The following is a 23,671-nucleotide window of genomic DNA, read 5'->3' as shown; positions in this document are numbered from 1 at the left end:
GAAATGGAATGATACGTTTGCAGAAAAGTCAGGCGGCAGGCTCATATGGAAGCAACTACGGTCTGTTTATCGCCGCAGATGGTACGCAATTAAAAGAAGTGGAACGCAGAGCTGAGATATCTGATATCGGCATCATGTGTACGGAGGGTATCCTGAAAGGAAATGAAAATGGCGGCTTTGTCAGTGCGGATGAAACGGTCAGGAAAATGCTTCCCTATAATCAGGAATATGTGTTGAAGGAAGGTACCTATCCGGAAAAGGCGCAGGAAATTGCCGCAGGACGCGCTTTCTTTGATGCAGTGGGATACCATGATGTAAAAGTCGGAGACACCGTAACATTGGAGTACCGTTCCGGCATGCAGTCGGAATACGCACCGGTGGACTTTACTGTCAGCGGGATTTTATATGACCGGGATGAATATACCATCGAGGCTTCCTATGTTGTATTCGGTTCGCAGGATTTTAATAATGAGCGTGTTGCGGAGGGTGACAGGCAATATAATATCTATTTTACCTTGAGCGATTCTGCAAATGTATCTATGAATAATGTTGCGCCTGTTATAAAAGAGATCGCAGATTCCTGCGGCATTGACCAGAAAAACGTGATCATCAATGACCTCTACCTGCAGTGGGTATTGCAGCCGAGCTATGAAATGATTGTGGTTTGTGGAACCCTGATCCTCGGAATCGTGCTGTTTTCCGTTGTGGTCATTTATAATATCTTCCAGGTCGGGATTGCCCAGAAGGTTCAGGAGTACGGAAAAATCAAGGCGCTGGGTGCAACCAGAAAGCAGATGAAGCAGTTGATCTTTCGTGAGGGCATTCTTCTGGCGGTTCCTTCGATACCGCTGGGGCTGCTGTTTGGTTTCCTGATTGCAAAAGTCAGCTTCAACCGGCTGGTGGAGCAGGGAAATCTGGTATCGTCCGGAATCAAGAACCATCAGGTGCCTCTGTTTTCACTGACAATTATGATTATCTGCATTTTTGTATCGTTTCTTACGGTCGTTTTGGCTCTGCGCAAACCCATGAAAATTGTTTCCCGGATTTCACCCATCGAAGCGACACGGTATCTTGACGGCTCCAAAACGCAAAAACAGGGCAGACGAAAAGGCAGAAAAGATGTCACCGTTTTCTCCATGGCAATGGCAAATGTGACAGGCAATCCGAAAAGAACCATTGCTACGATTCTTACCATGGGGCTTTCCTGTGTATTGTTTGTAATTATCTCTAATTATGTTGGGAATATTGACACGGAGCACGAGGCGCGGATTGCAATCAACCATGGACAATTTGAGTTGCAGCTGGATTATTCCCAGAATTATGATGAAGCCTATCCGGAGAATAATCTGGACACGATTCTGACGGATAATCCATTGAATGATTCAATGATTGAAGAAATCAAAAGCATTCCGGGAGTGACAGATGTCATGACGAGAGAGATTGTCTCTGTAAATCTGAACGGAACAAGATTTCCGGCTGATATTGTGAGTAAAAAGGATTTTGATTTTATGCGCCAGGACGGGGATATTGGCTCTATGGACTATGATCAGGCGGTAAAGAATGGTGAAATTTTCTTTGGCTGGTCGGCGTGGATGGAACAAGATGGATATGCTCCGGGTGAATCTATTGTATTTGACTTTGAGAATGGAAGTGAAACCTATACCTATCATGGAAAAATCGCAGGCTCCTTTGTAAGCGCGGACACTTATCTGGTCATTCCGGAAGAAGTATACCGCTCTGTAAATCCGAAAGGGACATCTTATGGATACCTGTGGGTGGATTGTGCTAAAAAAGATGTGGCATCTGTAGAGCAAAGCCTGAATGACCTGCTCTCCGATACTTCTCATATCAAGCTGAACACCTATCACGCAGAATTGCAAACCGCAGAATACGCAAGCCGTATGATGAAGCTTGGCTGCTATCTGTTCATGGCAATTGTCGGTCTCATTGGGTTTATGAATCTGGCAAACACCATGATCATCAATATCACCACGAAGAAGCAGGAATACGGTGTGCTGCAAGCGGTAGGCATGACCAATAAGCAGTTGAATCTGAGCTTACAAATACAGGGCTTGATTTTTACGGTTGGCACCATCTGCGTCGCACTTGCTGCCGGTTTGCCCCTTGGCTATGCACTGTTTTCCTATGCGAAGCATAATGGGATTTTTGGAATGAACGTTTATCACGTTCCTCTTATCCCGATTCTTGTTATGATTCTTCTGGTTGGTATTCTACAAATTGTGCTTTCCTGTGTTTTAAGCAGTAATCTGAAAAAGGAAACGCTGGTAGAAAGAATAAGGTATCAGGGATAGCAAGTGGCTCATGTTTAATGCAAAGTTCAGTAGTGCGGATGAAGTTTATGAGTCCATTTATAAGCAGGCAAAGTCGTCAATATATGTCGTTGATAATTATATTGGATTAAGAACGCTGGTACATCTTAAAAATTCTCCTACAGGAGTAAATATTACTTTATTCAGTGATAATGTTGGAAATAATAAACTTCATAATATAGAATTTACGGATTTCTGCAAAGAGTATCCATCCGTAAAAATATCAATGAAAAAGACCGGCGGTATATTTCATGATCGATTTATAGTGTTGGATTATGGAACTACTGATGAAAGAGTTTTCTTATGTGGTGCTTCATCAAAGGAACTTTGATTTTACCACACTAGAGGAGATTGAGCCTGCGAACATTAGAAATAAAATCAGACGTTCGCAGGCTTTTTGTTTACAGAGAATTTTTCACAGGTATAATAAACATGACAGATAGTTGTCATGTTGAGTTAGATATGATAGGTATGGAGTATGAGAAACGATGAAAATAGATAGACTTATCGGTATATTGTCAATCTTACTGCAGGAAGAAAAGACAACGGCTCCTGAACTGGCAGAAAGATTTGAGGTATCTCGAAGGACAATAAATCGGGATATTGAAGACCTTTGTAAAGCAGGTATTCCTATAAAAACTGCACAGGGTACCGGTGGTGGTATAAGTATTATGGATGGATATCGTATGGACAGGACGATTTTGAGTTCCAAAGATATGCAGATGATTCTTGCGGGTTTGCGGAGTCTTGACAGTGTGAGCGGAAGCAGGTACTACAGTCAGCTGATGGAGAAAATCCAGACCGGATCATCAGAGTTCATCAGTGGAAGAGACTCTATGCTGATTGACTTATCTTCATGGTATAAGGGTTCTCTTGCTCCAAAGATCGAGGTAATCCAGAGTGCAATAGAAAACAGGCGGATCATACGATTTAAGTATTATGCTCCGTCCGGAGAGAGCAACCGAAGGGTAGAACCATATTATCTGGTTTTCCAGTGGTCGAGCTGGTATGTATGGGGGTGGTGTTTAGAACGTAAAGATTACAGGCTGTTCAAACTGAACCGTATGGATTGTGTTGTTGAAACAGACCGTGGATTTCTGCGTAGAGATGTACCAATGCCGGATTTGTCAAATGAGAAGATATTTCCGGGTGGGATAAAGGTAAAAGCTCTTTTTACACCGAATATGAAGTGGCGGCTGGTTGAAGAATTTGGACCGAACTGCTTTACAGAAACGGACGATGGAAGGCTGCTCTTTTCAGCAGACTATACGGATATGGATAACCTTGTGACATGGCTTATGACATTTGGAGCAAAAGTAGAGGTGCTTGAGCCCGAAGAAGTGCGGGACATTATTCGCAGGAATGCAGAGGAAATATTAAAAATCTATGGAGGATTAGGAAAATGAGATTAGACGGTTTTGGGTTGTTTGTTGATGATATGGCAAAGATGATTCGTTTTTACAAGGATGTTCTCGGATTTGAAATTAAGGAAGAAGAGAATACTTCCAATGTTTATCTTGTGAAAGACGGAACACTTTTTTTGCTGTATGGACGGAACGATTTTGAGAAGATGACAAACCGGCGATATGAGTATATCAAGGGTCTGAATGGTCATTTTGAAATAACACTATATGTTGATACTTTTGAAGAGGTGGACGAGGCATACAAGAAGGCTGTGGAAAATGGTGCAACATCTGTGCTTGAACCGGAACTTGAACCTTGGGGACAGAGAACCTGCTATATTGCTGATCCGGAAGGAAATATGATAGAGATTGGTTCCTGGAATAAGCCTTATGAAGAGAAGGACTTAGAGGGAGTGTAAAAGATATGGCTTTTGACTACAAGAAGGAATATAAAGAATTTTATATGCCGAAAGGCACACCGGCTATCGTAACTGTCCCGAAAATGAATTATATAGCGGTAAGGGGAAGCGGTAATCCAAATGATGCAGATGGAGAATATAAGCAGGCTATCGGACTTCTGTACGGAATTGCATTTACGATAAAAATGAGTAAAAAGGAAGATCATCAGATTAATGGATATTTCGATTATGTCGTGCCGCCATTAGAGGGATTTTGGTGGCAAGAAGGCGTGTCCGGAATTGATTATGCGCGCAAGGAAGATTTTAAGTGGATTTCTGTTATTCGCTTGCCGGATTTTGTGACCAGGGAAGATTTCGACTGGGCTGTCAGGAAAGCTACGGCAAAGAAAAAACAGGATTTTTCTAAGGTTGAGTTTTTTTCCTATGAGGAGGGCTTATGTGTACAGTGTATGCATATCGGAGCGTATGACGATGAGCCTGCTACGGTAGATGCAATGCACAGATATATGGAAGAACAGGGATATACACTTGATATAACGGATCAGAGAATGCACCATGAGATTTATCTGAGTGATGCACGGAAGGTAGCGCCGGAGAAGTTGAAGACTGTAATCAGGCATCCGATAAAGAGAGCCTAAGAGTGTGGAGGAAAATAATATGGCATCAACAAAAGAGTATTTGGATTTTGTTATGGAACAATTATCAGGACTGGATGAAATCAGCAGCAGGGCAATGATGGGCGCATACATCCTTTATTACCGTGGAAGGATTTTTGGTGGAATATATGACGACAGACTTTTGGTGAAGCCGGTCCCGATGGCATTGAGGCTGATGTCAGATGCCGAGATGGAACTGCCTTATAATGGTGCTAAAGAAATGATTTTGGTTGATAATGTAGATGATCGGCAGTTTTTGTGTGAACTGGTTGAGAGTATGTGGGAAGAATTGCCGGAGAGAAAATCTAAAAAGAAAAAAGTATCTGATATTTATTATTGAATTTATAATTTTATCAGTGATAACTTATAAAATGACAATTTAACGATTAGGATTGAGATATAAAAAGTTCGGATGCCCAGTGCTTTCGAACTTTTATATATTTACATTGAATATATGAATATTATGGTGTAATATTATTTCATAATAATGAAATTTATAATAATGAAATATAGGAGATAAATAAAATGACTATTAGCGAGAGGATATTAAAGGTATTAAAAGATAGGAATATGACACAGGTTGAGTTCGCAAAACAGGTTGGTATAGCGACCAGTACCATCAGCGAATGGAAGAAGAAAAAGACAAATCCTGCGGCAGATAAGATTATGAATATTTGTAATGTGTTACAGATTACGCCGGAGCAGCTTCTTACCGGAAAAGGAATTGAGGATGAGGAAGAGATTGCGGCGGCAAGTCCTGAGAGCAGATTCACGCCTTATGATATTCAGTTGATTGAAGACTACCATGGCCTTAAAGAAGAGCAGAAGAAGAGACTGATGGCTTATGTGGAGGCTTTGAAGAAAATAGAAAGCCTGGAAAATATGTAGTTGTGAAGTCGCAAATTGCGACTTCACGAAAGGACGGTTTATGGGAGAAGTATTAGGATTAAATACAGTAGACAATATCATAAATAGTATTTACATAATTCGTGGACAGCAAGTTATGCTAGATTCTGATTTAGCAAAAATATATGGCTATGAGGTAAAACGATTAAATGAACAGGTAAAAAGAAACATTAAGAGATTTCCGGAAGATTTTATGTTTCAGTTAGTTGAAAGTGAAATTCCAGATTCTTTAAAGTCGCAATTTGCGACTTTAAACATTAATGAAAATAAACGTGGTATGCATATAAAGAAGATGCCATATGTATTCACTGAACAGGGAATTTATATGTTGGCTACGGTATTAAAAGGAGAGTTGGCAGAACAGCAGAGTATTTTTATCATGCGTGCATTCAAAGAGATGCGTCATTATATTAGACAAAATAGGCAGTTCGTCACGCAATCGGAAATGAATCTGGTTACAGCAAAAGTATCGGAACTATCCGTTCAGATGGCAGATGTAGTAGATCGGCAGAAACAAACAGAAAAATCAATGGAAGAGATTCGAAAGAGCATTGATGTTATGAATGAGAATTTTATTACAGAGAAAGATTTTAAAAATTTTGTAATCTATAAGGGACAGAAGTTTGAAGCAGATGTAGCCTACATAGACATTTATCAACAGGCAACAAAATCTATTTATGTGGTGGATGATTATATGAATACCAAGACATTACAACTTTTGTCGCAAAAACAATCCGGTGTTGAGGTAATTCTTTTTACAGAGAATGGTCATGGGAAAAAAGGTTTTCTTACAAGTGCTGTGGTTAAGGACTTTATAAATCAATATCCAACACTTAGAATCAAACCTAATCCGGATTGCCATGATAGATGGATCATTCTTGATTATGGGTTACCTGCAGAATCCGTATATCATTGTGGTGCTTCCAGTAAAGACGCGGGTAAAAAGTTATGTGCAATAAATAAAGTGGATTCTGTTCAAATGATTCATCCTGTAATAGATAGGTTGCTTTTATTGCCGGATAAACAGATATAACCTGTAGCTATAATTTTTTAACTTTATCGCCCTCAAACATGCTATACCCTGTAGGATTTTTACGAAATTCCGATGGAGAAATCCCAAGGCATTTTGTAAATTGCCGGTTGAAGTAGGAGCCATATTTAAAACCGCATTGATTAGCGATATCATCAATCTTAAGATTAGTGTTCGATAGTAACTCCTGTGATATCTTAAGACGATAGTGCAGGTAAGAAGTGTTTTGGAATTAATAAAAAATAATTAAGAAGGCGCAGCAACCCACCCGCTGAGGGTGGCTATGAACTTTTATAATTTTATCATTCATGATGGAACATTTTTATCTGTCAAATTCATCTATAATTTGATAAACTATATACGGAGTTTTTTCAGTTTTTTATTAGGCATTTTGGTGATTGTAATACGGCATTCCAGTAATAATCTGATCCCTTCGAGGATGATCTTATTCCCTGGATGACATTATGCATAGTCGGGGCAATGAGGTCTATGCACTCAGATCCAGATTCCGTCCAATCACTGCGGCAGCATCGGCGGATTTTTTGTTCTGCTGATAAGGATTGCTCTCGTCACTGTAGCTGATCTTAGTCGTGGTGGTACCGCCGGCGGTGTAGACAGTGCCGCATTCGGGACATACCGCGGTCCGCAGGGACACTGTGGCGGAGAGAACTTTACCGTTGTTCTGTGCAGCTTTGTTGTAGGCATTGGTTACATGCTCCTGCTCATGGGCGCGGACCCTGGAAGCGGAAGCCTGTGGAGAGATATGGGATGCAGATTTGAAGGAGACCATCTCATCGGAACCGTCCTGATATTTGCGGTTCTTGCAGGTCTCACATTCTGCGGGAGAAGATTTTCTGCCGGGCTTTTCCACATCGGATTTTCCGGGATTTACTACCATACCCTTCTCTTCGGGCCGTGCGGAAGATACCGCACCGGTAGAATAACCGTATCCGTAATTGCCGGTCAGACTATAATTATTATAATAATCGATTCCGTAAATACCTGTCATGGAACTTCTCCTTTCTGCATAATGCTTTGATTCATTACGTATATGTCTTCTAGTTGCCCCCATTGTAGCATCCATGTTCTATGAGGGCAAGTTAAGATTGTCGAAAAATCCGCTCTACTTCGGAAATTACCGAAGTCGTTCCCAAGATTACGATGGGATCCGGACAAGAACCTGTCAGAGTCAGTGCCTGTTTCACGGAGTCTGTCCATATCGTGCCAATACCCTCTTCTGCCAATGACTCCTGCTGTTTTGGGGAAAAATGATAATGCGGATTCCCGGATCTGGTGAGAATGATGCGGGCAGCTACATCTTTCATGGACCGGACCACACCAGCATAATCCTTATCCTCCGGAATCCCCACGATAACAGTACAATTCGAAATCCCCAGATGCCGCAGAACTTCTTTTACATTTTCACAACTGGCGGAATTGATGCAGGCATCCAGCAGGACAAACGGATCCGAACTCAGAATCTCCATCCGCCCCGGATGATGGATCGCAGACAGCTGGCGGCGAATTTGATTGCACATTGTATCTGAAAATATATACAGAGTATCGGATTCCCGGCAAAGATCCGCCATGACATCCATACATACAACAAGAGCCAGTGCACAGTTTTTTGCCTGATGTTCTCCCAATAACGGAATCTGTAAATCCGGATAAATGTTATCTCCGATTACCACATCAAATAGCATGCCGGAACATGCATAGCGGATATTTTCTGCCTGAAAATCCCGACCGTATATTTTATAGGGAACCTGCATAGCCTTAGCACGGCGAACCAGAACCTCCAGTACTTCCGGTTCCTGTTCGGCAAAATACACGCATTTCTGCTCTCCGGTGATGACGTGGGATTTATCTTCCGCAATGGCAGCTAACGTATCTCCCAGCTCTCTTGTATGCTCTAAGAAAATCCGGTTGATCACGGCATAATTGTGACGAATGTTGTTTACATCATCATATTTTGCACCCTTTCCGCATTCAAATACATTGAAAGCCGTATGCTTTTCCGAAAAATAAGTCAGTGCCAGGTCCGCCTGAATGCCCATGGGGCTGATACATACCGACTCCGGCAGAGCGGAGGCAATGTCCAGAATCTCCGGCCGGATCTGTGTCATCAGACGGCAAAAGTCGGCTTCACTGATCATGGTATCATTGACGCGGAAGCGCTCTCTGAAATCAGTAATATGAGGACTGGTCATCAGTCCTACGGATAAATTTGTCTGCAGGATCCGGGAAATCATATTAGCAACGGATCCTTTTCCCTTGCTTCCGGTGACGACGACACAGGGAGCAATCGATTTCTGCCGGAGCAGAGATCTTGTCAGCTCGGGATGCCTTTTTCCGGCATCCTTTGCAGCATAGTCCTGATGTGTGGCAGCCCGCAGATAGGAAGCATAGACGAAGTCTTCCGCCTCTTTTTGCGTAGTGATCTTATGAAATTCCAGTGGTGTTCCGGAAGCATTGTTCATAAAAATAAGCATACCTTTCCGTAACCTGCAATTTTAGCGACATAACAGTATCGTATATTTTCGTACACTGTGCAGGTACAAATATGAGATAAGTTCCTTATGCAAAGTCTGACCGTATTGTTTCCAAAACTTTTGCTGCAACATTAATACCGGAGGCTTTTTCAATGCCTTCCAGTCCCGGCATAACGTTGATTTCGCAAAAATAAGGTTTTTCTCTGCCAAAAAGCAGATCAATTCCCAGAAAATCCAGTCCGGTCTGCTCGTAAATATCTGCGGCTATGGTACGGATGTAGGACGTGACAGGGTAAGGCTCTACCGAAGCTCCCAGAGCTACATTTGCACGGAAATCCCCCTGGGATCTGCGCTGCATACAGGCAACGGCTTCTCCGCGGATGCTGTAAAATCGCAGATCTCTGCCGTAGCTTTCCGAGATAAATTCTTCGAAGAGCCATTCCTTGGAGGAAGGGTAGTTAAGAGAGAGTTCCTCATAAGAAGCCTTATCCCGGATGCAGGCAATTTCTTCTCCCATGGAGCTTTCCAGTCCTTTAGCGACAAAAGGAAGGCCCAATTGTTCTACAATAGAAGAAAAAGGCAACAGAGAAGTTCCCAAAAGATATTTCGGGATCAAAAAGGCTTCGGAATGAAGCCTTCGTACCTGTTCAAATTTATTAATATAGATATTATAAGCAGTTAAAGGATTATAGCTTCGGGTGGCAAGTGCATTTATAGCATCCTTTTCCCGTCCCCATTTATAGCGGTTGATGACAAAATCCACAGGTTCCAGTATTTTACCATGATTTATAACCCCCTGCATGGAGACCGTAGTATCGTGGATCCCTACAATCTGCAGATCCATATCCAGGGCAGAAGCTTCCTGTACCAGACGATTGCAGGTATAAGCGTTGGTCATGGCATTATATTTTTCTATGATATATCCTCTGATAGGCATAAGACACCTCGTGATTTCAGTATTCTCATGGTTAACATAGCAAAATGTTGTCAAAATAGCAAGAAATATAGTTCTTCTATTGAAAAAGGAGCAATATCCTGCGTATAATAAGAGATATAAGAGCCTAAAAGTGGGATGATACTCCCACGATATGCGAATATTGGGTAGAATTGTGGTAGTGCGTAGCACGAAGCAATCCGTAGGTATCAAAGTCGGGGGCTTTTGACCCCGACATCATTAAAATATATTAAGAAGAAACAAAAGAGGAGACATACAATGAAATTACTCGAAGAGCGCATTCGCAAAGATGGTACAGTAAAAGCAGGAAATGTATTAAAAGTAGATTCTTTTCTGAATCATCAGATGGACATTGATCTGTTCAATGAAATGGGAAAGGAATGGGCGCGTCTGTTTGCAGACCGTAAGATTACGAAGATCCTGACTGTGGAGGCTTCCGGTATCGGCATCGCCTGTGTGGCAGCCCAGCATTTTCATGTGCCTGTGGTATTTGCAAAAAAGTCCCAGTCCGTAAATATTGACGGCGAAGTATATTCCACCAAGATCGAATCCTTTACGCACAAGAGAGTATATGATGTGATCGTCTCCAAAAAATTTCTGCATCCGGAAGATCATATTCTGATCATTGATGATTTCCTGGCCAACGGATGCGCACTGGAGGGTTTGATCGACATTGTCAATAAAGCGGGAGCTTCTGTAGAGGGTGTCGGCATTGCTGTTGAGAAGGGATTCCAGAAGGGCGGCGATCTGATCCGTTCCAAGGGTATCCGTGTAGAGTCGCTCGCTATTGTGGAAAGCATGGATGACAAAACAGGAGAGATCACATTTCGATCTTAAGAGTTAGATAAGTTAGATAACTATTCAGAATCACATTCGCAAACGAGTTAATAAAAATTTAATACTTCTCTTGACAAGAAGTCAGACAAATGCTTATACTGACTAATGTTGAGAGAGTACAATAAAGGGGTCGTATGAAGGTGTCATACACCCTTTTTGCGTTGACTCACCGGTTTATCTGCAGATCTGTGACCGCGCTGCTACATGGATCTGTAACGAAGCAGCAGCGCAGAAAGAGGAGAATTATGAAAAAGAAAGTCGTAAGTTTACTCGCAGCTATGGCTCTCGCAGTTACTGCTCTGGCAGGATGCGGATCCAATAACGCAGCTACCACCGGCACAGATGCTGCAACTGTTGCAGCTACTACTGAGGCAGCAGCTACTACTGAAGCAGCAGCTGGCGAAACTGTCAGTGGTGTAAAGGCAGGTTTTATTTTCCTGCATGATGAGAACTCTACTTATGATCTGAACTTCCTGAACGGAGCAAAGGCAGCTTGTGAGAAGCTTGGCATTGAGTACATGACCAAGACCAACATTCCTGAAGGACAGGAAGCTTATGAAGCAGCTTGTGAGCTTGCTGATGCAGGTTGCAATTTCATTTTCGCAGACAGCTTTGGACATGAGGACTACATCATCGAGGCTGCTAAGGAATATCCCGATGTTCAGTTCAGCCATGCAACAGGAACCAAGGCTCATACTGAGGGTCTGGACAACTTCCACAATGCATTTGCTTCCATCTATGATGGCCGTTACCTTGCAGGTATCGTTGCAGGAATGAAGCTGAATGAGATGATTGCTAACGGTGATATTACCGAAGATCAGGCTAAGATGGGTTATGTAGGTGCTTATACATATGCAGAAGTTATGTCCGGTTATACATCCTTCTTCCTGGGCGCTCGTTCCGTATGCCCCAGCGTTACCATGGATGTAACCTTTACCGGTTCCTGGTACGATGAGACCGCTGAGAAGGAAGCAGCTAACAAGCTGATCGAGGGCGGATGTGTACTGATCAGCCAGCACGCAGACTCCATGGGTGCTCCTACCGCATGTGAGACCGCAGGTGTTCCCAACGTATCTTACAACGGAAGCACTGAGGCAGCCTGCCCCAATACCTTCCTGGTATCTTCCAGAGTTAACTGGGAGCCTTACTTTGAGTATGCTATTAAATGTGTAGCAGATGGAACTCCTATCGATACCGATTGGTGTGGTACTCTGGAGACCGGCTCTGTAGAGCTGAGCGATCTTGGTGCTGCTGTAGCAGACGGTACTGCAGAAGCAGTAGAAGCTGCAAAGGCTGATCTGATCGCAGGCAAGACTCATGTATATGATATCGCCACCTTTACTGTAGACGGCAAGGCTCTGGACAGCTATGAAGCTGATATCGATACCGATCCTGATTATACTCCCGACCATGAGGTAGTAAGTGACGGATACTTCCATGAGTCCGATGTTGCATTCCGTTCCGCTCCTTACTTCAATGTAAGAATTGATGGAATCAACCTGTTGGATGAGCAGTATTAATTGACTTATTGAAATAGCCCGGACGGCGCAGCGTTTATCGCCGCGCCGCCCTTTTTCTACCTTATGGATCTTTTGTTTTTGTGGATGGATGAGGTAGAAAAGGGGCGGCCAGTGTGCTTATGCCAGGTATTAAAAGACTTGAAAATTTGCAGGTTGTGGATAAATTGGAAAGGTGACTAGGATGGAAAAAGAGACAAAAGTAGCTGCGGTTTCAATGAAAAACATTACCAAGACTTTTGGATCCGTGATTGCCAATGATAAGGTAAATCTGGATATCTATAAGGGTGAGATATTATCACTGCTTGGGGAAAACGGCAGCGGTAAGACGACACTGATGAATATGCTCTCTGGTATTTATTTCCCGGATGAGGGACAGATATTTATTAACGGTAAGGAAGAGGTCATCAAATCCCCCAAGGATGCGTTACGGTTGGGAATCGGTATGGTGCATCAGCATTTTAAGCTGATCGATGTACTTTCTGCTACCGAGAATATCATCCTGGGTCTGGAAGGCAGGCTTAATATCAGGGAGGCTTCCCGGAAAATAGAGGAAATCTGTGACAAATACGGTTTTGAAGTAGACCCGAAGCAGAAAATCTATGATATGACGGTATCCCAGAAGCAGACCGTAGAGATTGTAAAGGTGCTGTATCGTGGTGCGGATATCCTGATCCTGGATGAGCCTACCGCCGTACTGACACCGCAGGAGACCGAGAAGCTCTTTAACGTTCTCCGGAAAATGAGAGATGACGGTAAAGCCATTGTTATCATTACCCATAAAATGCATGAAGTGGAATCTCTGTCCGACAGGGTGGCTGTGCTTCGTAACGGTCAGTATATTGGAAGCATGCTGACAAAGGATACCACAGTTACGGAAATGACCAATATGATGGTGGGACATGCGGTTACTTTGAATATTGTCAGACCGGAACCTGTGAATCCGAAGCCCCGTATCGAAGTACAGGGACTGACTGTACGTAACGAAGAAGGTATCGTTAAGCTGAAGGATGTCTCCTTTACCGCCAACAGTGGTGAGATCCTGGGAATCGCCGGTATCTCCGGCTGTGGACAGAAGGAGCTTCTGGAAGCCATTGCAGGTCTGCAGGTAACAGAAGCCGGCACGATCAGTTACGTGGAAGATGATGGAAGTAAGGAAATGCTGATCGGCAAGGATCCATTGAAGATCGCAGAGATGGGCGTATCTCTTTCTTTTGTACCGGAGGATCGTCTCGGCATGGGTCTGGTAGGCAATATGGATCTGACCGATAATATGATGTTACGTTCCTTCCGACAGGGACATACACCGTTTACGAACCGAAAGCCTTCCAAACAGCTTGCGACTGATGTGGTAGAAAATCTGGAGGTTGTAACCCCGGGTATCACCACTCCGGTACGTAGATTATCCGGTGGTAATGTACAGAAGGTTCTCGTTGGAAGAGAGATTGCGTCTGCACCTACTGTATTGTTAACGGCTTATGCGGTACGTGGACTGGATATCAATTCTTCGTATACTATATATGACCTGATCAATGAACAGAAGAAAAAGGGCGTTGCCGTAATTTTCGTAGGTGAGGATCTGGATGTGCTGATGGAGCTGTCCGACCGTATCATGGTATTGTGCGGCGGAGAAGTCAGTGGTATTCTGGATGCGAGAAAGACAGACAAAAATGAGGTCGGTATGTTGATGACCAGAGTAGGAGGCAAAGAACATGAAGGAAAAGAATAAAGAGCCTTTGTTTCATATCGTAAAAAGAGATGCGCTCCCCTGGTACAAAGCTCTGGGGATCCGATTTCTGGCAATCCTGCTGGCGCTGATCCTGTGCGGTATCATTACGACGATTACCACGGGAATCAATCCTTTACAGGTATATCAGTCCATTGTTCTGGGTGCTTTCGGATCCGTCCGCAAGACCTGGGTCACTTTTCAGAATATAGCGATCCTGCTTTTGATCGCATTGGCACTGACTCCGGCATTTAAGATGAAATTCTGGAATATCGGTGGTGAGGGACAGGTGCTGATCGGCGGTCTGGCAGCAGCAGCCTGCATGATCTGTCTGGGAGATAAGCTTCCAAACGCAGTTGTGATCCTGTGCATGATCGTGGCCAGCCTGGCAGCAGGAGCCATCTGGGGTTTCATTCCCGCATTTTTCAAGGCGAAATGGAATACCAATGAGACACTGTCTACGCTGATGATGAACTACATAGCTACCCAGCTGGTGGCATTTTATACGATAGTATGGGAGGTTCCCAAGGGATCCGGTAAGATCGGTATCATCAACCAGAACACCAACGTGGGCTGGCTGCCGCAGATCTTCGGTTCCAAATATCTGTTAAGTATTGTAGTGGCAGTAGTGATCACAATTTTCATGTATGTATATCTTAATTACAGCAAGCAGGGATATGAGATCTCTGTTGTGGGTGAGAGCGAAAATACTGCAAAATATGTGGGTATCAAGGTTGAAAAAGTCATTATCCGCACCATGCTGTTATCCGGTGCTCTGTGTGGATTGGTAGGTCTGCTGTTGGTAGGAGGTATTAATCATACTGTGACCACCACGATTGCAGGCGGACAGGGATTTACCGCTGTACTGGTATCCTGGATGTCCAAGTTCAATCCTCTGACCATGGTATTCTCCAGCTTCCTGATCATTTTCATGAATCGCGGTGCCAGTGAGATCTCTACCAATTTCGGACTGAATCATTCTTACTCCGATATTCTGACAGGTATTATCCTGTTCTTTATCATCGGCTGTGAGTTCTTCATTACTTACAGACTGCAGTTCCGTAAAAAAGCAGAAAAGGAGGAACAGTAAGCATGTGGTCATTTTTACTTGCATTTATTCCGAGAGCAATCGTACAGGGAATTCCTCTGTTATACGGGAGTACCGGTGAGATCATCACGGAGAAATCCGGTAACCTGAATCTGGGAATCCCCGGCGTTATGTATGTGGGAGGTATCTGTGGTGTCATCGGATCTTTCTTCTATGAGAGATCCGCAGGAGGCGCTGCGAACATGAATGGGTTTCTTGCCATTGCAATTCCGATGCTCTGCTGTCTGTTAGGATCCCTGCTGATGGGACTGCTGTACTGCTTCCTGACCGTTACCCTGCGGGCGAACCAGAACGTGACCGGTCTGGCAATGACCACCTTCGGTGTCGGCTTCGGTAACTTCTTCGGCGGATCCCTGATCAAGCTGGTAAACAGTGATGTACCTTCCATTGCACTGTCTGCTACCAGCAGTTATTTCAGTAAGTCCCTTCCTTTTGCAGGAAAACTTGGCTGGTTTGGCAAGCTGTTTTTATCCTATGGATTCCTGGCTTATCTGGCAGTGATCATTGCGTTTGCGGCATCGTATGTCCTGAGTCATACCAGAACAGGCCTGCACTTAAGAGCAGTCGGTGAGGGCCCCAATACCGCAGATGCAGCCGGTATCAACGTATCCCGGTACAAATACATCGCTACCTGCGTGGGATGTATGATCGCAGGTCTGGGCGGACTGTACTATGTAATGGATTATGCCTGCGGTGTCTGGTCCAACGATGCGTTCGGTGACAGAGGCTGGCTTGCCATTGCACTGGTCATCTTCACTATCTGGAGACCGAATATCAGTGTATTTGCTTCTTTCCTGTTCGGTGGTCTGTATATTCTGTATCTGTATCTGCCCACCGGTATCGAGCATATGGAGTACCAGGAGCTGTATAAGATGATCCCTTATGTTGTGACCTTACTGGTACTGGTCATCACCAGTATGCGGAGCAAGAGAGAGAATCAGCCCCCCGCAAGTCTGGGACTGGCGTACTTCAGAGAAGAAAGATAATAATTTTATAGAAAGACGATTAAAAACGGCGTTTTCCGGAAATTTCCGGAGAATGCTGTTTTTTAGTGCACATTTTGGAAAAAACTCACAGAAACTTTAGGAAAACTTTTGATTTTATTCGGATGGAATTTACCTGTGTCTGTTATGCTGAGATCAATTCAGAGAAAATAAACGGAAGGGAGAAAAAAGATGAAAGTATTGATCACAACAGACTGGTACAAGCCGGCCATCAACGGAGTTGTTACTTCGGTATGCAATCTGCGGGAGGAATTACAGCAAAGAGGACATGAAGTGAAGATCCTGACCCTGTCCCGTACAGCTCATTCCTACGAAGAAGAGGGTGTGATCTATATGGGTTCCGTGAATGCCGGATATATTTATCCGGGAGCAAGACTTCGGGTGTCCCCGGGACGCGAACTGTATCGCGGGATTATAGAGTGGAATCCGGATATTGTGCATTCCCAGTGTGAATTTTCTACCTTTTTCATGGCAAAAAAGATCGCAGAGGAATGTAAGATCCCTCTGGTGCATACTTACCATACTGTATACGAAGATTATACCCACTATTTTTCCCCTTACAAGAAATGGGGCAGGGATATGGTACAGTTCCTGACGCGACAGATCTCCGAGAAGGTGGACAGTATGATCGCTCCCAGCACAAAAATAGAGACATTACTAAAAGACTATGGCATTCATTGTCCGGTATCAGTGATCCCATCGGGGATTGATCTGAGTAAATATGACGCGCAGACCCGGACGGATTCCCGGGAGAGAATCCGAAGAAAATATAAAATGGACCGGAATACCACAGTGCTTTTATATGTAGGTCGTCTGGCAAAAGAGAAGAATGTGGAAGAATTGCTGGAGTACCAGCAGAAAGTTCAGGAGAGCGGCACAATGCTGATGATTGTAGGCGGCGGTCCTTATTTGGAGACTTTACGGAAAAAGGCAGCAGAACTGGGTGTGACGGGAAGCGTTATTTTTACCGGAATGGTATCACCCGCTGAAGTAGCATCTTATTATCCGGCAGGAGATCTGTTCGTCAGCGCTTCCACCAGTGAGACCCAGGGGCTTACCTATGCGGAAGCACTGGCAGCAGGATTACCGTTATTATGCAGAAGGGATGAATGTCTGCGGGCGGTTGTGGAAGAGGGCAAAAACGGCTGGCAGTACCGGACCGAAGAGGAATTCTTGAAAGACCTGAAGAACTGGAAGGAGAAAGAAGACGATGAACGCAGAGGAATGTGCAGTTATGCAAAGCAGTCCGCAGAAATTTATTCCCAAAAAAGATTTGCGGGAAGTATGGAGCAACTATACCAGCGACAGATCGAAGAAAAACAGGTCGAAAGAGAAAAACACCTGGCAAAGAGCCGTCAATATTGCATCCTGGGTTAGTCTGATCCTCTGTGGAATACTGGCAGTCTGGGGCTATCAGAGCGGCATTTTCCAATCGGTGGAGACCATGCAGCAGTTTGTGAACCGTTTCGGAATGATCGGTGCACTGATCTTCGTGCTGATCCAGATCGTTCAGGTGGTGTTTCCAATCATACCGGGTGGCATCAGCTGTCTGGCAGGAGTGCTGCTCTTTGGAGCGGTGCCGGGATTTCTCTATAATTATATAGGAATCTGTGTGGGTTCCTGTATTGCTTTTGGAATAGCAAGAAGTCTGGGAAGACCGGTGCTGTACAAGATGTTTCCCGGAAAAATGATTGAAAAATACCTGACATGGACGGAGCTGAAGGGGAGATTTTTGAAATTATTTGCACTGGCAATCTTCCTGCCGGTGGCACCGGATGATTTTCTCTGTTATCTCGCCGGAACGACGAATATGACATGGAAACAGTTTGTGACAGTCATCTTTCTGGGGAAGCCTTTCTCCATTGCGCTGTATAGTCTGGGACTGACGACACTGTTCCAGGTGATTTTCCACCTGGTATAGGAGAGTATACTTATGAAAATTTATATATATAAAGGCGGACTTTCACTGGTGGCAAAAAGCGGCGTCGGCAGCGCCATCCGCCATCAGGAGAAGATGCTGCGAGCAGCAAAAGTGACCGTGACGGACGTCTGGAAAGAGGCGGATATCGTACAGATCAATACCGTATTGCCTGATTCGCCGCTGGTGGCACGGCGGGCAAGACGGCAGGGAAAAAAGGTCGTCTATTACGGACATTCCACCATGGAAGATTTTAAGAATTCTTTTATCGGTTCCAATCTGGCGGCTCCTTTATTCAAAAAATGGATCCGCCATTGTTATAGACAGGGAGATGTGGTTATCACACCAACGGAATATTCCCGGGAATTGTTAATGAAATATGATCTGCATCGGGAGATTTATGCACTGACCAATGGTGTGGACACTGAATTTTTCCACAAAACAGAGCAGGCAGGTGGACGATTCCGGATATTTTTTCATCTTCCTGTGGATAAAAAGGTCGTGATATCCGCCGGGCATCTGATTCACAGAAAAGGGATCGAGGATTTTCTGGAAATGGCAAAAAGGATGCCAGACATTATTTTTCTATGGTTTGGGGGCGGGAACAATGCATTGATTCCGGCAGAGATCAAAAAGGCTGTGGCAGAGAAGCCGGAAAATGTGATCTTTGCCGGTTTCCAACCGTCTGGGATCCTGCGGGATGCGTACTGTGGTGCGGATGCATTTGCTTTTTTCAGTTATGAAGAGACGGAAGGAATCGTGGTATTGGAGGCATTATCCTGTGAGATTCCTGTGATCGTGAGAGACATTCCGGTGTATGAAGGGTGGCTTACCGACGGCGAGCAGGTTCGCAAAGCCAGCAATCCGGATTCTTACGAGCAGGCAGTCCGAGACATCTTGTATGAAGAACCGCGGGAAAAAGTAAGATGCAGAATCCGGGCAGGCAGGGCACTGGCGGAGGAACACAGCATGCGGGCGACAGGTGAGAAACTGTATCAGATAGAGCAGAAGCTTTTGTAGACATCCCTCTTGCAAATTCAGAGTCTTTATCATAAAATGAGAGTACCTTACAAAGGAGGTGCTTACGATGAACCTTGTAATTACTATCAGCCGAAGATTCGGAACAGGAGCCAGTCTGATCGCACAGGAGCTGTCTGAGAAGCTGGGGGTGCCGGTATATGATAAGGCATACATAGAGCATGAGCTGGATGGTGACAGCTATGCTACGGAAGCGGAGGTCATTAAGGAATTGGCGGAACATCCCTGTATTATTCTGGGACGTTGTGCATCCGAGATCCTGAAGGATCAGCCGAATGTATTTAACGTGTATGTGTGCGCGGATAAGGAAGATCGTATTGAACGTATCATGAAGAAGGAAAGTCTTCCCCACGATGAGGCAAAAGAAATGCTTGAGAAAAATGATGCGGAGCGTGCCGACTATTATTATGAAAATACCGGTAAAGTGTGGGGTGATGTGAACAATTATCATATGATCCTCGATACCACCAAACTGGGAATCGAAAATTGCGCAGATATCCTGATCCGGTATTTTGAGAGAGTGGAAATTATTTGATAGTCCGGAATGCGAATGGACGTTACGATTTCGAGAGTATGCAGTACGAAGAAATCGTTTAGGATATAAATAGGGAATAGATTGTAAACAGATGTCTCACGCGGACATCTGTTTTTCTATGAAAAACATCTTAAACACGGTAATAAAATTAATCAATTATACAACGTTATAAAATTAAAAGTATGATTTTAAATATAACAAAAAATGATATATACAATTGAAAATTTTAATCAAATAATAAAACGGAACAATCACCGAATAAAATGACCTTTTTCTTAAATTTATAGATATATGACAAAAATGTCACATTAAAATACATCAATTAACAAGATAAGAATATATCTTGCTTACAGAAATTATGAGTGTTAAGATAATGCAATCAGATAAGTGAAAATAGTAAAAACAACAGGTTTTGAAAATAAAAAGTAATCATATGGCAGGAGGATTCCCATGAACAGCGCAGACATTGCAGCAAAATATCAGAAAACTTATTTTATGCCCCCCGAGGTGACCTACGACTGGGTAAAGAAGGACAGTATTACTAAGCCCCCTATCTGGTGCAGCGTTGACTTAAGAGACGGCAACCAGGCATTGATCGATCCCATGAGTCTGGAAGATAAGCTGGAATTCTTCAAGATGTTGGTAAAGATCGGTTTCAAGGAGATCGAGGTTGGTTTCCCCGCTTCTTCTGATACTGAGTATAACTTTATCCGTGCTTTGATCGAACGAGATATGATCCCGGAGGATGTGACCATTCAGGTATTGACGCAGGCGAGAGAGCATATTATCCGCAAGACCTTCGAAGCAGTCAAGGGTGCGCCCCACGCAGTGATCCATCTGTATAATTCTACTTCCGTAGAACAGAGAGAACAGGTATTTAAAAAGGATAAGGAATCCATCAAGAAGCTGGCAGTAGACGGTGCCCGGATGCTAAAGAATCTGGCAGAGGAGACAGAAGGTAACTTCACCTTTGAGTACAGCCCGGAGAGTTTTTCACAGACTGAGGTGGATTATGCATTGGAAGTCTGCAATGCAGTACTTGACGTATGGAAGCCCACTGCTGACTGCAAGGCAATCATCAATCTGCCTACCACCGTACAGGTGGCAATGCCCCATGTATTTGCCTGTCAGGTAGAATATATGCACAAACATTTGAAATATCGCGATAATGTAGTACTCAGCGTACATCCCCATAACGACAGAGGCTGCGGTATCAGCGATGCGGAGTTCGGCGTACTGGCCGGAGCAGACCGTGTGGAAGGTACTTTGTTCGGCAATGGCGAGCGTACCGGTAATGTGGATCTGGTAACCGTTGCACTTAATATGATGTGTCACGGTGTGGACAGCGGATTGGATTTCTCTCATATTATGGAGATCCGTGAAGCTTATGAGAATTTCACCGGTATGAAGGTGCATGAGAGAGTTCCTTATGCGGGAGATTTGGTATTTACCGCATTTTCAGGTTCCCATCAGGATGCCATCAGCAAAGGTATGGCATGGCAGAAGGAAGGCAGGACCGGCAAGCGCTGGGATATTCCTTACCTGCCTATCGATCCTGCAGATGTGGGAAGAGAGTACGAATCCGATGTTATCCGTATCAACAGTGTATCCGGTAAGGGCGGCGTAGCATTCGTATTGAAGCAGCAGTTTGGTTTCTCACTGCCTGCAGCCATGAAGGAAGAAGTCGGCTACCTGGTAAAGGGTATCTCCGACAGGCGCCATCAGGAATTACTTCCCAAGGAGATATACGCGATCTTCGAGGAAAATTATATTTATCCCCGCAGCATCTTCAATGTTCCGGAATGTCATTTCAAGCAGGAGAACGGCATTCAGGCAGAGGTGACCATCGAGCAGGGCGGCGCTTCCAGAACCATTACCACCATGGGTAACGGACGTCTCGATGCAGTCAGCAATGCTATTAAGACATACTTCGGTATTACCTATGAACTGTCTGTTTACGAAGAGCATGCGATTTCCAGAGGTTCCAACTCTAAGGCAGCTACCTATGTAGGCATCGTCCATGACGGTAAGTTCTACTGGGGTGTCGGCGTGGATGAAGATATCATCAAGAGTTCCATCGCAGCATTGGTATCCGCTGTGAACAAGCTGGCAGCAGAGCAGCATATCACTTCCGGCAGAGAGGAGCGGATCGTGGAGATCATCAGTTTCATCCAGAAGAACTACGTGGATGTAACACTGGATATGCTGGTAGATACCTTCCATCTCTCCAAACCGTATTTGTCCAAATACATTAAGGAAAAGGCCGGCATGACCTTCCAGGAGGTTGTAAGGGAAGAACGCATGAAGAAGGCAAGAATGCTCTTGAAGGAGACCAACCAGACAGTAGAGACCATAGCAGCTAACGTTGGTTACGAGAATGTGGAGCATTTCAATCGCCTGTTCAAAAAGGCTTATGATATGACTCCGGTACAGTATCGGAAACAGAGTGCGGAATAACAGGAGTCTATTCAGCAAATTAAATTTAGGAATGGCTTTTTAAGTGTTGATTATCGGGTAAACAAAGTATAACATAATTTTAGCATTGTATAAAAATATGCTGAATATTGACAATTTATGACAGTAAAATTATACTAAAGTAGTATGTGGTCATAGAATAAGACCACAACTTATGGAGGGACAAGAAAATGAATAACAGAGAGAAAGCAAAGGCAGTACAAAAGAAATTCAACCAGCGACTGGGAATTTATTACGGCGTGATGGCAGCAGGTGTCATTGTGGCAGCCATCGGACTGATGACACAGATCAACGTATTGACCCTGCTGGGAGTGGTAGCATTTTTTGCAGGATTAGTGATCCTCAGCTGGGTAGACGGGTATACCGAGTATGCAAAACGTGTTATGACAGCAAAAGCTCTGATGGGTGAAGAGATGCCCGAGGATGTGGTAAATGCCGGTATTGAACTGGTAAAGAAGCAAGGTGGAAGCCTGTCTGCACTTAAGAGCCAGACCAGAGAGTTCTCTCATATTTTATATCATCTGTGCCAGGGTATTTTCACCGGGGCAGCCATGCTGGAGAAGATCCCCGGACTGAAGTCTGTATCCGGTATTGCACAGAGTATGATTAAGAAAGCTTACAGAAGAATCAATCTGTTGTTAGAGGGTTATCTGTTTGCAAAATACGGCGAGATGACCAAGGAGACTTATTATGACGGCGTATCTCTGTTGTTACAGGATGGCAGGACTTTTCTGGTAAAATCCGTAAAAGATGCCGCTGTATCTGAATTGCTGGTAACCCTGAGTGTGATCGGTACTCTGGTATTTGTAGCTTTGGGCGGCATACTGAAAAATGTTGTGTTTGTTGTATTGGGCATTGCCTGTGTGGTTCTGTATGTGGTAGTAGCCATTGTATATGACAGCAACAAAGATTTCGATATGCTGGCAAGCTATATTGAGTATGCTTCCACACATGAAGTCAACGAAGAGTATCGTAACAGCCTGCTGGCAGCGACGGATGCCGCTACTCAGGTGAACATGGTAGCCGGTGCACTGAAGAACCCTGCCGTAAATGGTATTATGGGCGCGGCCGGAGCAGCAGAGAAGCTGTTTGGAAATAAAGATGAGAAATAAGAATTAGGCCATACCCATTCGCAGACACTGAAGTGCCTGCGGATGTACGGTTGTCGCCGTATAAATCCAAAAAGAAAGATACGCCTTTGTGAGCAAGTTCCAAGGAGCTGCGCCATGCGCATTCGTAGACGCGCTGCGTCTACTTCATGTACGGCTGTCGCCGTATAAATCCAAAAAGAAAGATACACCTCTGTGAGCAAGCTCCCACGG

General features: G+C 44.2%; 22 protein-coding genes and 1 pseudogene. 19 read left to right on the top strand and 4 right to left on the bottom strand.

The annotated features are described in order from the left end of the window. The 8 genes and pseudogenes from ACTRDR_RS12985 to ACTRDR_RS12950 form a co-directional block, all read left to right on the top strand. Nucleotides 1-2,312, top strand: a 2,312-nt coding sequence (locus ACTRDR_RS12985) for an ABC transporter permease (RefSeq protein WP_440527960.1), incomplete at its 5' end; no start/stop codon positions are given. After that, nucleotides 2,308-2,655, top strand: a pseudogene (locus tag ACTRDR_RS12980) (ORF6N domain-containing protein); the annotation flags it as partial. The gene ACTRDR_RS12985 and the pseudogene ACTRDR_RS12980, both read left to right, overlap by 5 nt. Before the next feature lie 163 nt (nucleotides 2,656-2,818). After that, on the top strand, nucleotides 2,819-3,736 hold the full coding sequence (locus tag ACTRDR_RS12975; RefSeq protein WP_440527959.1) for a helix-turn-helix transcriptional regulator: 918 nt from the start codon (nucleotides 2,819-2,821) through the stop codon (nucleotides 3,734-3,736). After that, nucleotides 3,733-4,152: a VOC family protein gene (locus tag ACTRDR_RS12970; protein ID WP_118550244.1), complete on the top strand. Its 420-nt coding sequence runs from the start codon at nucleotides 3,733-3,735 to the stop codon at nucleotides 4,150-4,152. The genes ACTRDR_RS12975 and ACTRDR_RS12970 overlap by 4 nt, the downstream gene beginning before the upstream one ends. A gap of 5 nt (nucleotides 4,153-4,157) precedes the next feature. Further along, nucleotides 4,158-4,790, top strand: coding sequence for a GyrI-like domain-containing protein (locus ACTRDR_RS12965; RefSeq protein ID WP_440527957.1), 633 nt, complete (start codon nucleotides 4,158-4,160; stop codon nucleotides 4,788-4,790). A gap of 19 nt (nucleotides 4,791-4,809) precedes the next feature. Further along, nucleotides 4,810-5,148, top strand: coding sequence for a TfoX/Sxy family protein (locus tag ACTRDR_RS12960; protein ID WP_440527955.1), 339 nt, complete (start codon nucleotides 4,810-4,812; stop codon nucleotides 5,146-5,148). 185 nt (nucleotides 5,149-5,333) lie between these two features. Continuing rightward, nucleotides 5,334-5,696, top strand: a complete 363-nt coding sequence (locus ACTRDR_RS12955; protein ID WP_440527953.1) for a helix-turn-helix domain-containing protein — start codon at nucleotides 5,334-5,336, stop codon at nucleotides 5,694-5,696. Between the two features lie 40 nt (nucleotides 5,697-5,736). Further along, nucleotides 5,737-6,747, top strand: coding sequence for an ORF6N domain-containing protein (locus ACTRDR_RS12950; protein WP_022153638.1), 1,011 nt, complete (start codon nucleotides 5,737-5,739; stop codon nucleotides 6,745-6,747). Nucleotides 6,748-6,754: 7 nt separating this feature from the next. On the opposite strand, the gene ACTRDR_RS12945 is transcribed toward ACTRDR_RS12950, so the two are convergent. The 4 genes from ACTRDR_RS12945 to ACTRDR_RS12930 all read right to left on the bottom strand — a co-directional run bounded on the left by ACTRDR_RS12945 (nucleotide 6,755) and on the right by ACTRDR_RS12930 (nucleotide 10,173). Further along, a complete protein-coding gene (locus tag ACTRDR_RS12945; protein WP_440527962.1) occupies nucleotides 6,755-6,958 on the bottom strand; it encodes a helix-turn-helix domain-containing protein in 204 nt (67 codons plus the stop codon). A 273-nt stretch (nucleotides 6,959-7,231) separates the two neighbouring features. After that, entirely contained in the window at nucleotides 7,232-7,753 is a 522-nt protein-coding gene (locus ACTRDR_RS12940) for a hypothetical protein (protein WP_440527951.1), read from the bottom strand. Between the two features lie 91 nt (nucleotides 7,754-7,844). Continuing rightward, nucleotides 7,845-9,236 (bottom strand): bifunctional folylpolyglutamate synthase/dihydrofolate synthase, encoded by a 1,392-nt coding sequence (locus ACTRDR_RS12935; protein WP_440527949.1) that lies wholly within the window; start codon nucleotides 9,234-9,236, stop codon nucleotides 7,845-7,847. 85 nt (nucleotides 9,237-9,321) lie between these two features. Next, on the bottom strand, nucleotides 9,322-10,173 hold the full coding sequence (locus tag ACTRDR_RS12930; protein WP_440527948.1) for an ATP-grasp domain-containing protein: 852 nt from the start codon (nucleotides 10,171-10,173) through the stop codon (nucleotides 9,322-9,324). Between the two features lie 276 nt (nucleotides 10,174-10,449). Between ACTRDR_RS12930 and ACTRDR_RS12925 the strand changes: the two genes are divergently transcribed. The 11 genes from ACTRDR_RS12925 to ACTRDR_RS12875 all read left to right on the top strand — a co-directional run bounded on the left by ACTRDR_RS12925 (nucleotide 10,450) and on the right by ACTRDR_RS12875 (nucleotide 23,461). Next, nucleotides 10,450-11,028 carry a xanthine phosphoribosyltransferase gene (locus tag ACTRDR_RS12925; protein WP_022153634.1) on the top strand — a complete coding sequence of 193 codons (579 nt, stop codon included), beginning with the start codon at nucleotides 10,450-10,452 and terminating at the stop codon, nucleotides 11,026-11,028. A 245-nt stretch (nucleotides 11,029-11,273) separates the two neighbouring features. Further along, nucleotides 11,274-12,548 carry a BMP family ABC transporter substrate-binding protein gene (locus tag ACTRDR_RS12920; RefSeq protein ID WP_440527946.1) on the top strand — a complete coding sequence of 425 codons (1,275 nt, stop codon included), beginning with the start codon at nucleotides 11,274-11,276 and terminating at the stop codon, nucleotides 12,546-12,548. A gap of 181 nt (nucleotides 12,549-12,729) precedes the next feature. Next, nucleotides 12,730-14,274 carry an ABC transporter ATP-binding protein gene (locus tag ACTRDR_RS12915; protein ID WP_118550681.1) on the top strand — a complete coding sequence of 515 codons (1,545 nt, stop codon included), beginning with the start codon at nucleotides 12,730-12,732 and terminating at the stop codon, nucleotides 14,272-14,274. After that, on the top strand, nucleotides 14,258-15,361 hold the full coding sequence (locus ACTRDR_RS12910) for an ABC transporter permease (RefSeq protein ID WP_440527945.1): 1,104 nt from the start codon (nucleotides 14,258-14,260) through the stop codon (nucleotides 15,359-15,361). Before ACTRDR_RS12915 ends, ACTRDR_RS12910 begins: the two co-directional genes overlap by 17 nt. A gap of 2 nt (nucleotides 15,362-15,363) precedes the next feature. Then, nucleotides 15,364-16,365 (top strand): ABC transporter permease, encoded by a 1,002-nt coding sequence (locus tag ACTRDR_RS12905; RefSeq protein WP_176865741.1) that lies wholly within the window; start codon nucleotides 15,364-15,366, stop codon nucleotides 16,363-16,365. A 189-nt stretch (nucleotides 16,366-16,554) separates the two neighbouring features. Continuing rightward, nucleotides 16,555-17,760 (top strand): glycosyltransferase family 4 protein, encoded by a 1,206-nt coding sequence (locus tag ACTRDR_RS12900; RefSeq protein WP_440527943.1) that lies wholly within the window; start codon nucleotides 16,555-16,557, stop codon nucleotides 17,758-17,760. Next, nucleotides 17,657-18,304 (top strand): TVP38/TMEM64 family protein, encoded by a 648-nt coding sequence (locus ACTRDR_RS12895; RefSeq protein ID WP_440527942.1) that lies wholly within the window; start codon nucleotides 17,657-17,659, stop codon nucleotides 18,302-18,304. The genes ACTRDR_RS12900 and ACTRDR_RS12895 overlap by 104 nt, the downstream gene beginning before the upstream one ends. Nucleotides 18,305-18,316: 12 nt before the next feature. Next, nucleotides 18,317-19,321: a glycosyltransferase family 4 protein gene (locus ACTRDR_RS12890; protein WP_440527940.1), complete on the top strand. Its 1,005-nt coding sequence runs from the start codon at nucleotides 18,317-18,319 to the stop codon at nucleotides 19,319-19,321. Between the two features lie 67 nt (nucleotides 19,322-19,388). Beyond that, complete coding sequence (locus tag ACTRDR_RS12885) at nucleotides 19,389-19,874, top strand: AAA family ATPase (RefSeq protein ID WP_022153626.1); 486 nt, start codon at nucleotides 19,389-19,391, stop codon at nucleotides 19,872-19,874. Between the two features lie 450 nt (nucleotides 19,875-20,324). Beyond that, a complete protein-coding gene (locus ACTRDR_RS12880; protein WP_440527938.1) occupies nucleotides 20,325-22,331 on the top strand; it encodes a 2-isopropylmalate synthase in 2,007 nt (668 codons plus the stop codon). Between the two features lie 188 nt (nucleotides 22,332-22,519). Further along, on the top strand, nucleotides 22,520-23,461 hold the full coding sequence (locus ACTRDR_RS12875) for a hypothetical protein (protein ID WP_118693146.1): 942 nt from the start codon (nucleotides 22,520-22,522) through the stop codon (nucleotides 23,459-23,461). Nucleotides 23,462-23,671: the final 210 nt, after the last annotated feature.

It is taken from the genome of Simiaoa sp., assembly GCF_051972595.1.
Taxonomy (GTDB): Bacteria; Bacillota; Clostridia; order Lachnospirales; family Lachnospiraceae; genus Acetatifactor; species Acetatifactor hominis.
Note: the sequence above shows the minus strand (reverse complement) of the source record. Positions and strands in the feature narration are given on the sequence as shown.

Bases quoted from the DNA above. Each gene is read 5' to 3' on its own strand.
- ACTRDR_RS12975 (WP_440527959.1), top strand. From the start codon at position 2,819: ATGAAAATAGATAGACTTATCGGTATATTGTCAATCTTACTGCAGGAA.
- ACTRDR_RS12970 (WP_118550244.1), top strand. From the start codon at position 3,733: ATGAGATTAGACGGTTTTGGGTTGTTTGTTGATGATATGGCAAAGATG.
- ACTRDR_RS12965 (WP_440527957.1), top strand. From the start codon at position 4,158: ATGGCTTTTGACTACAAGAAGGAATATAAAGAATTTTATATGCCGAAA.
- ACTRDR_RS12960 (WP_440527955.1), top strand. From the start codon at position 4,810: ATGGCATCAACAAAAGAGTATTTGGATTTTGTTATGGAACAATTATCA.
- ACTRDR_RS12955 (WP_440527953.1), top strand. From the start codon at position 5,334: ATGACTATTAGCGAGAGGATATTAAAGGTATTAAAAGATAGGAATATG.
- ACTRDR_RS12950 (WP_022153638.1), top strand. From the start codon at position 5,737: ATGGGAGAAGTATTAGGATTAAATACAGTAGACAATATCATAAATAGT.
- ACTRDR_RS12940 (WP_440527951.1), bottom strand. From the start codon at position 7,753: ATGACAGGTATTTACGGAATCGATTATTATAATAATTATAGTCTGACC.
- ACTRDR_RS12935 (WP_440527949.1), bottom strand. From the start codon at position 9,236: ATGCTTATTTTTATGAACAATGCTTCCGGAACACCACTGGAATTTCAT.
- ACTRDR_RS12930 (WP_440527948.1), bottom strand. From the start codon at position 10,173: ATGCCTATCAGAGGATATATCATAGAAAAATATAATGCCATGACCAAC.
- ACTRDR_RS12925 (WP_022153634.1), top strand. From the start codon at position 10,450: ATGAAATTACTCGAAGAGCGCATTCGCAAAGATGGTACAGTAAAAGCA.
- ACTRDR_RS12920 (WP_440527946.1), top strand. From the start codon at position 11,274: ATGAAAAAGAAAGTCGTAAGTTTACTCGCAGCTATGGCTCTCGCAGTT.
- ACTRDR_RS12915 (WP_118550681.1), top strand. From the start codon at position 12,730: ATGGAAAAAGAGACAAAAGTAGCTGCGGTTTCAATGAAAAACATTACC.
- ACTRDR_RS12910 (WP_440527945.1), top strand. From the start codon at position 14,258: ATGAAGGAAAAGAATAAAGAGCCTTTGTTTCATATCGTAAAAAGAGAT.
- ACTRDR_RS12905 (WP_176865741.1), top strand. From the start codon at position 15,364: ATGTGGTCATTTTTACTTGCATTTATTCCGAGAGCAATCGTACAGGGA.
- ACTRDR_RS12900 (WP_440527943.1), top strand. From the start codon at position 16,555: ATGAAAGTATTGATCACAACAGACTGGTACAAGCCGGCCATCAACGGA.
- ACTRDR_RS12890 (WP_440527940.1), top strand. From the start codon at position 18,317: ATGAAAATTTATATATATAAAGGCGGACTTTCACTGGTGGCAAAAAGC.
- ACTRDR_RS12885 (WP_022153626.1), top strand. From the start codon at position 19,389: ATGAACCTTGTAATTACTATCAGCCGAAGATTCGGAACAGGAGCCAGT.
- ACTRDR_RS12880 (WP_440527938.1), top strand. From the start codon at position 20,325: ATGAACAGCGCAGACATTGCAGCAAAATATCAGAAAACTTATTTTATG.
- ACTRDR_RS12875 (WP_118693146.1), top strand. From the start codon at position 22,520: ATGAATAACAGAGAGAAAGCAAAGGCAGTACAAAAGAAATTCAACCAG.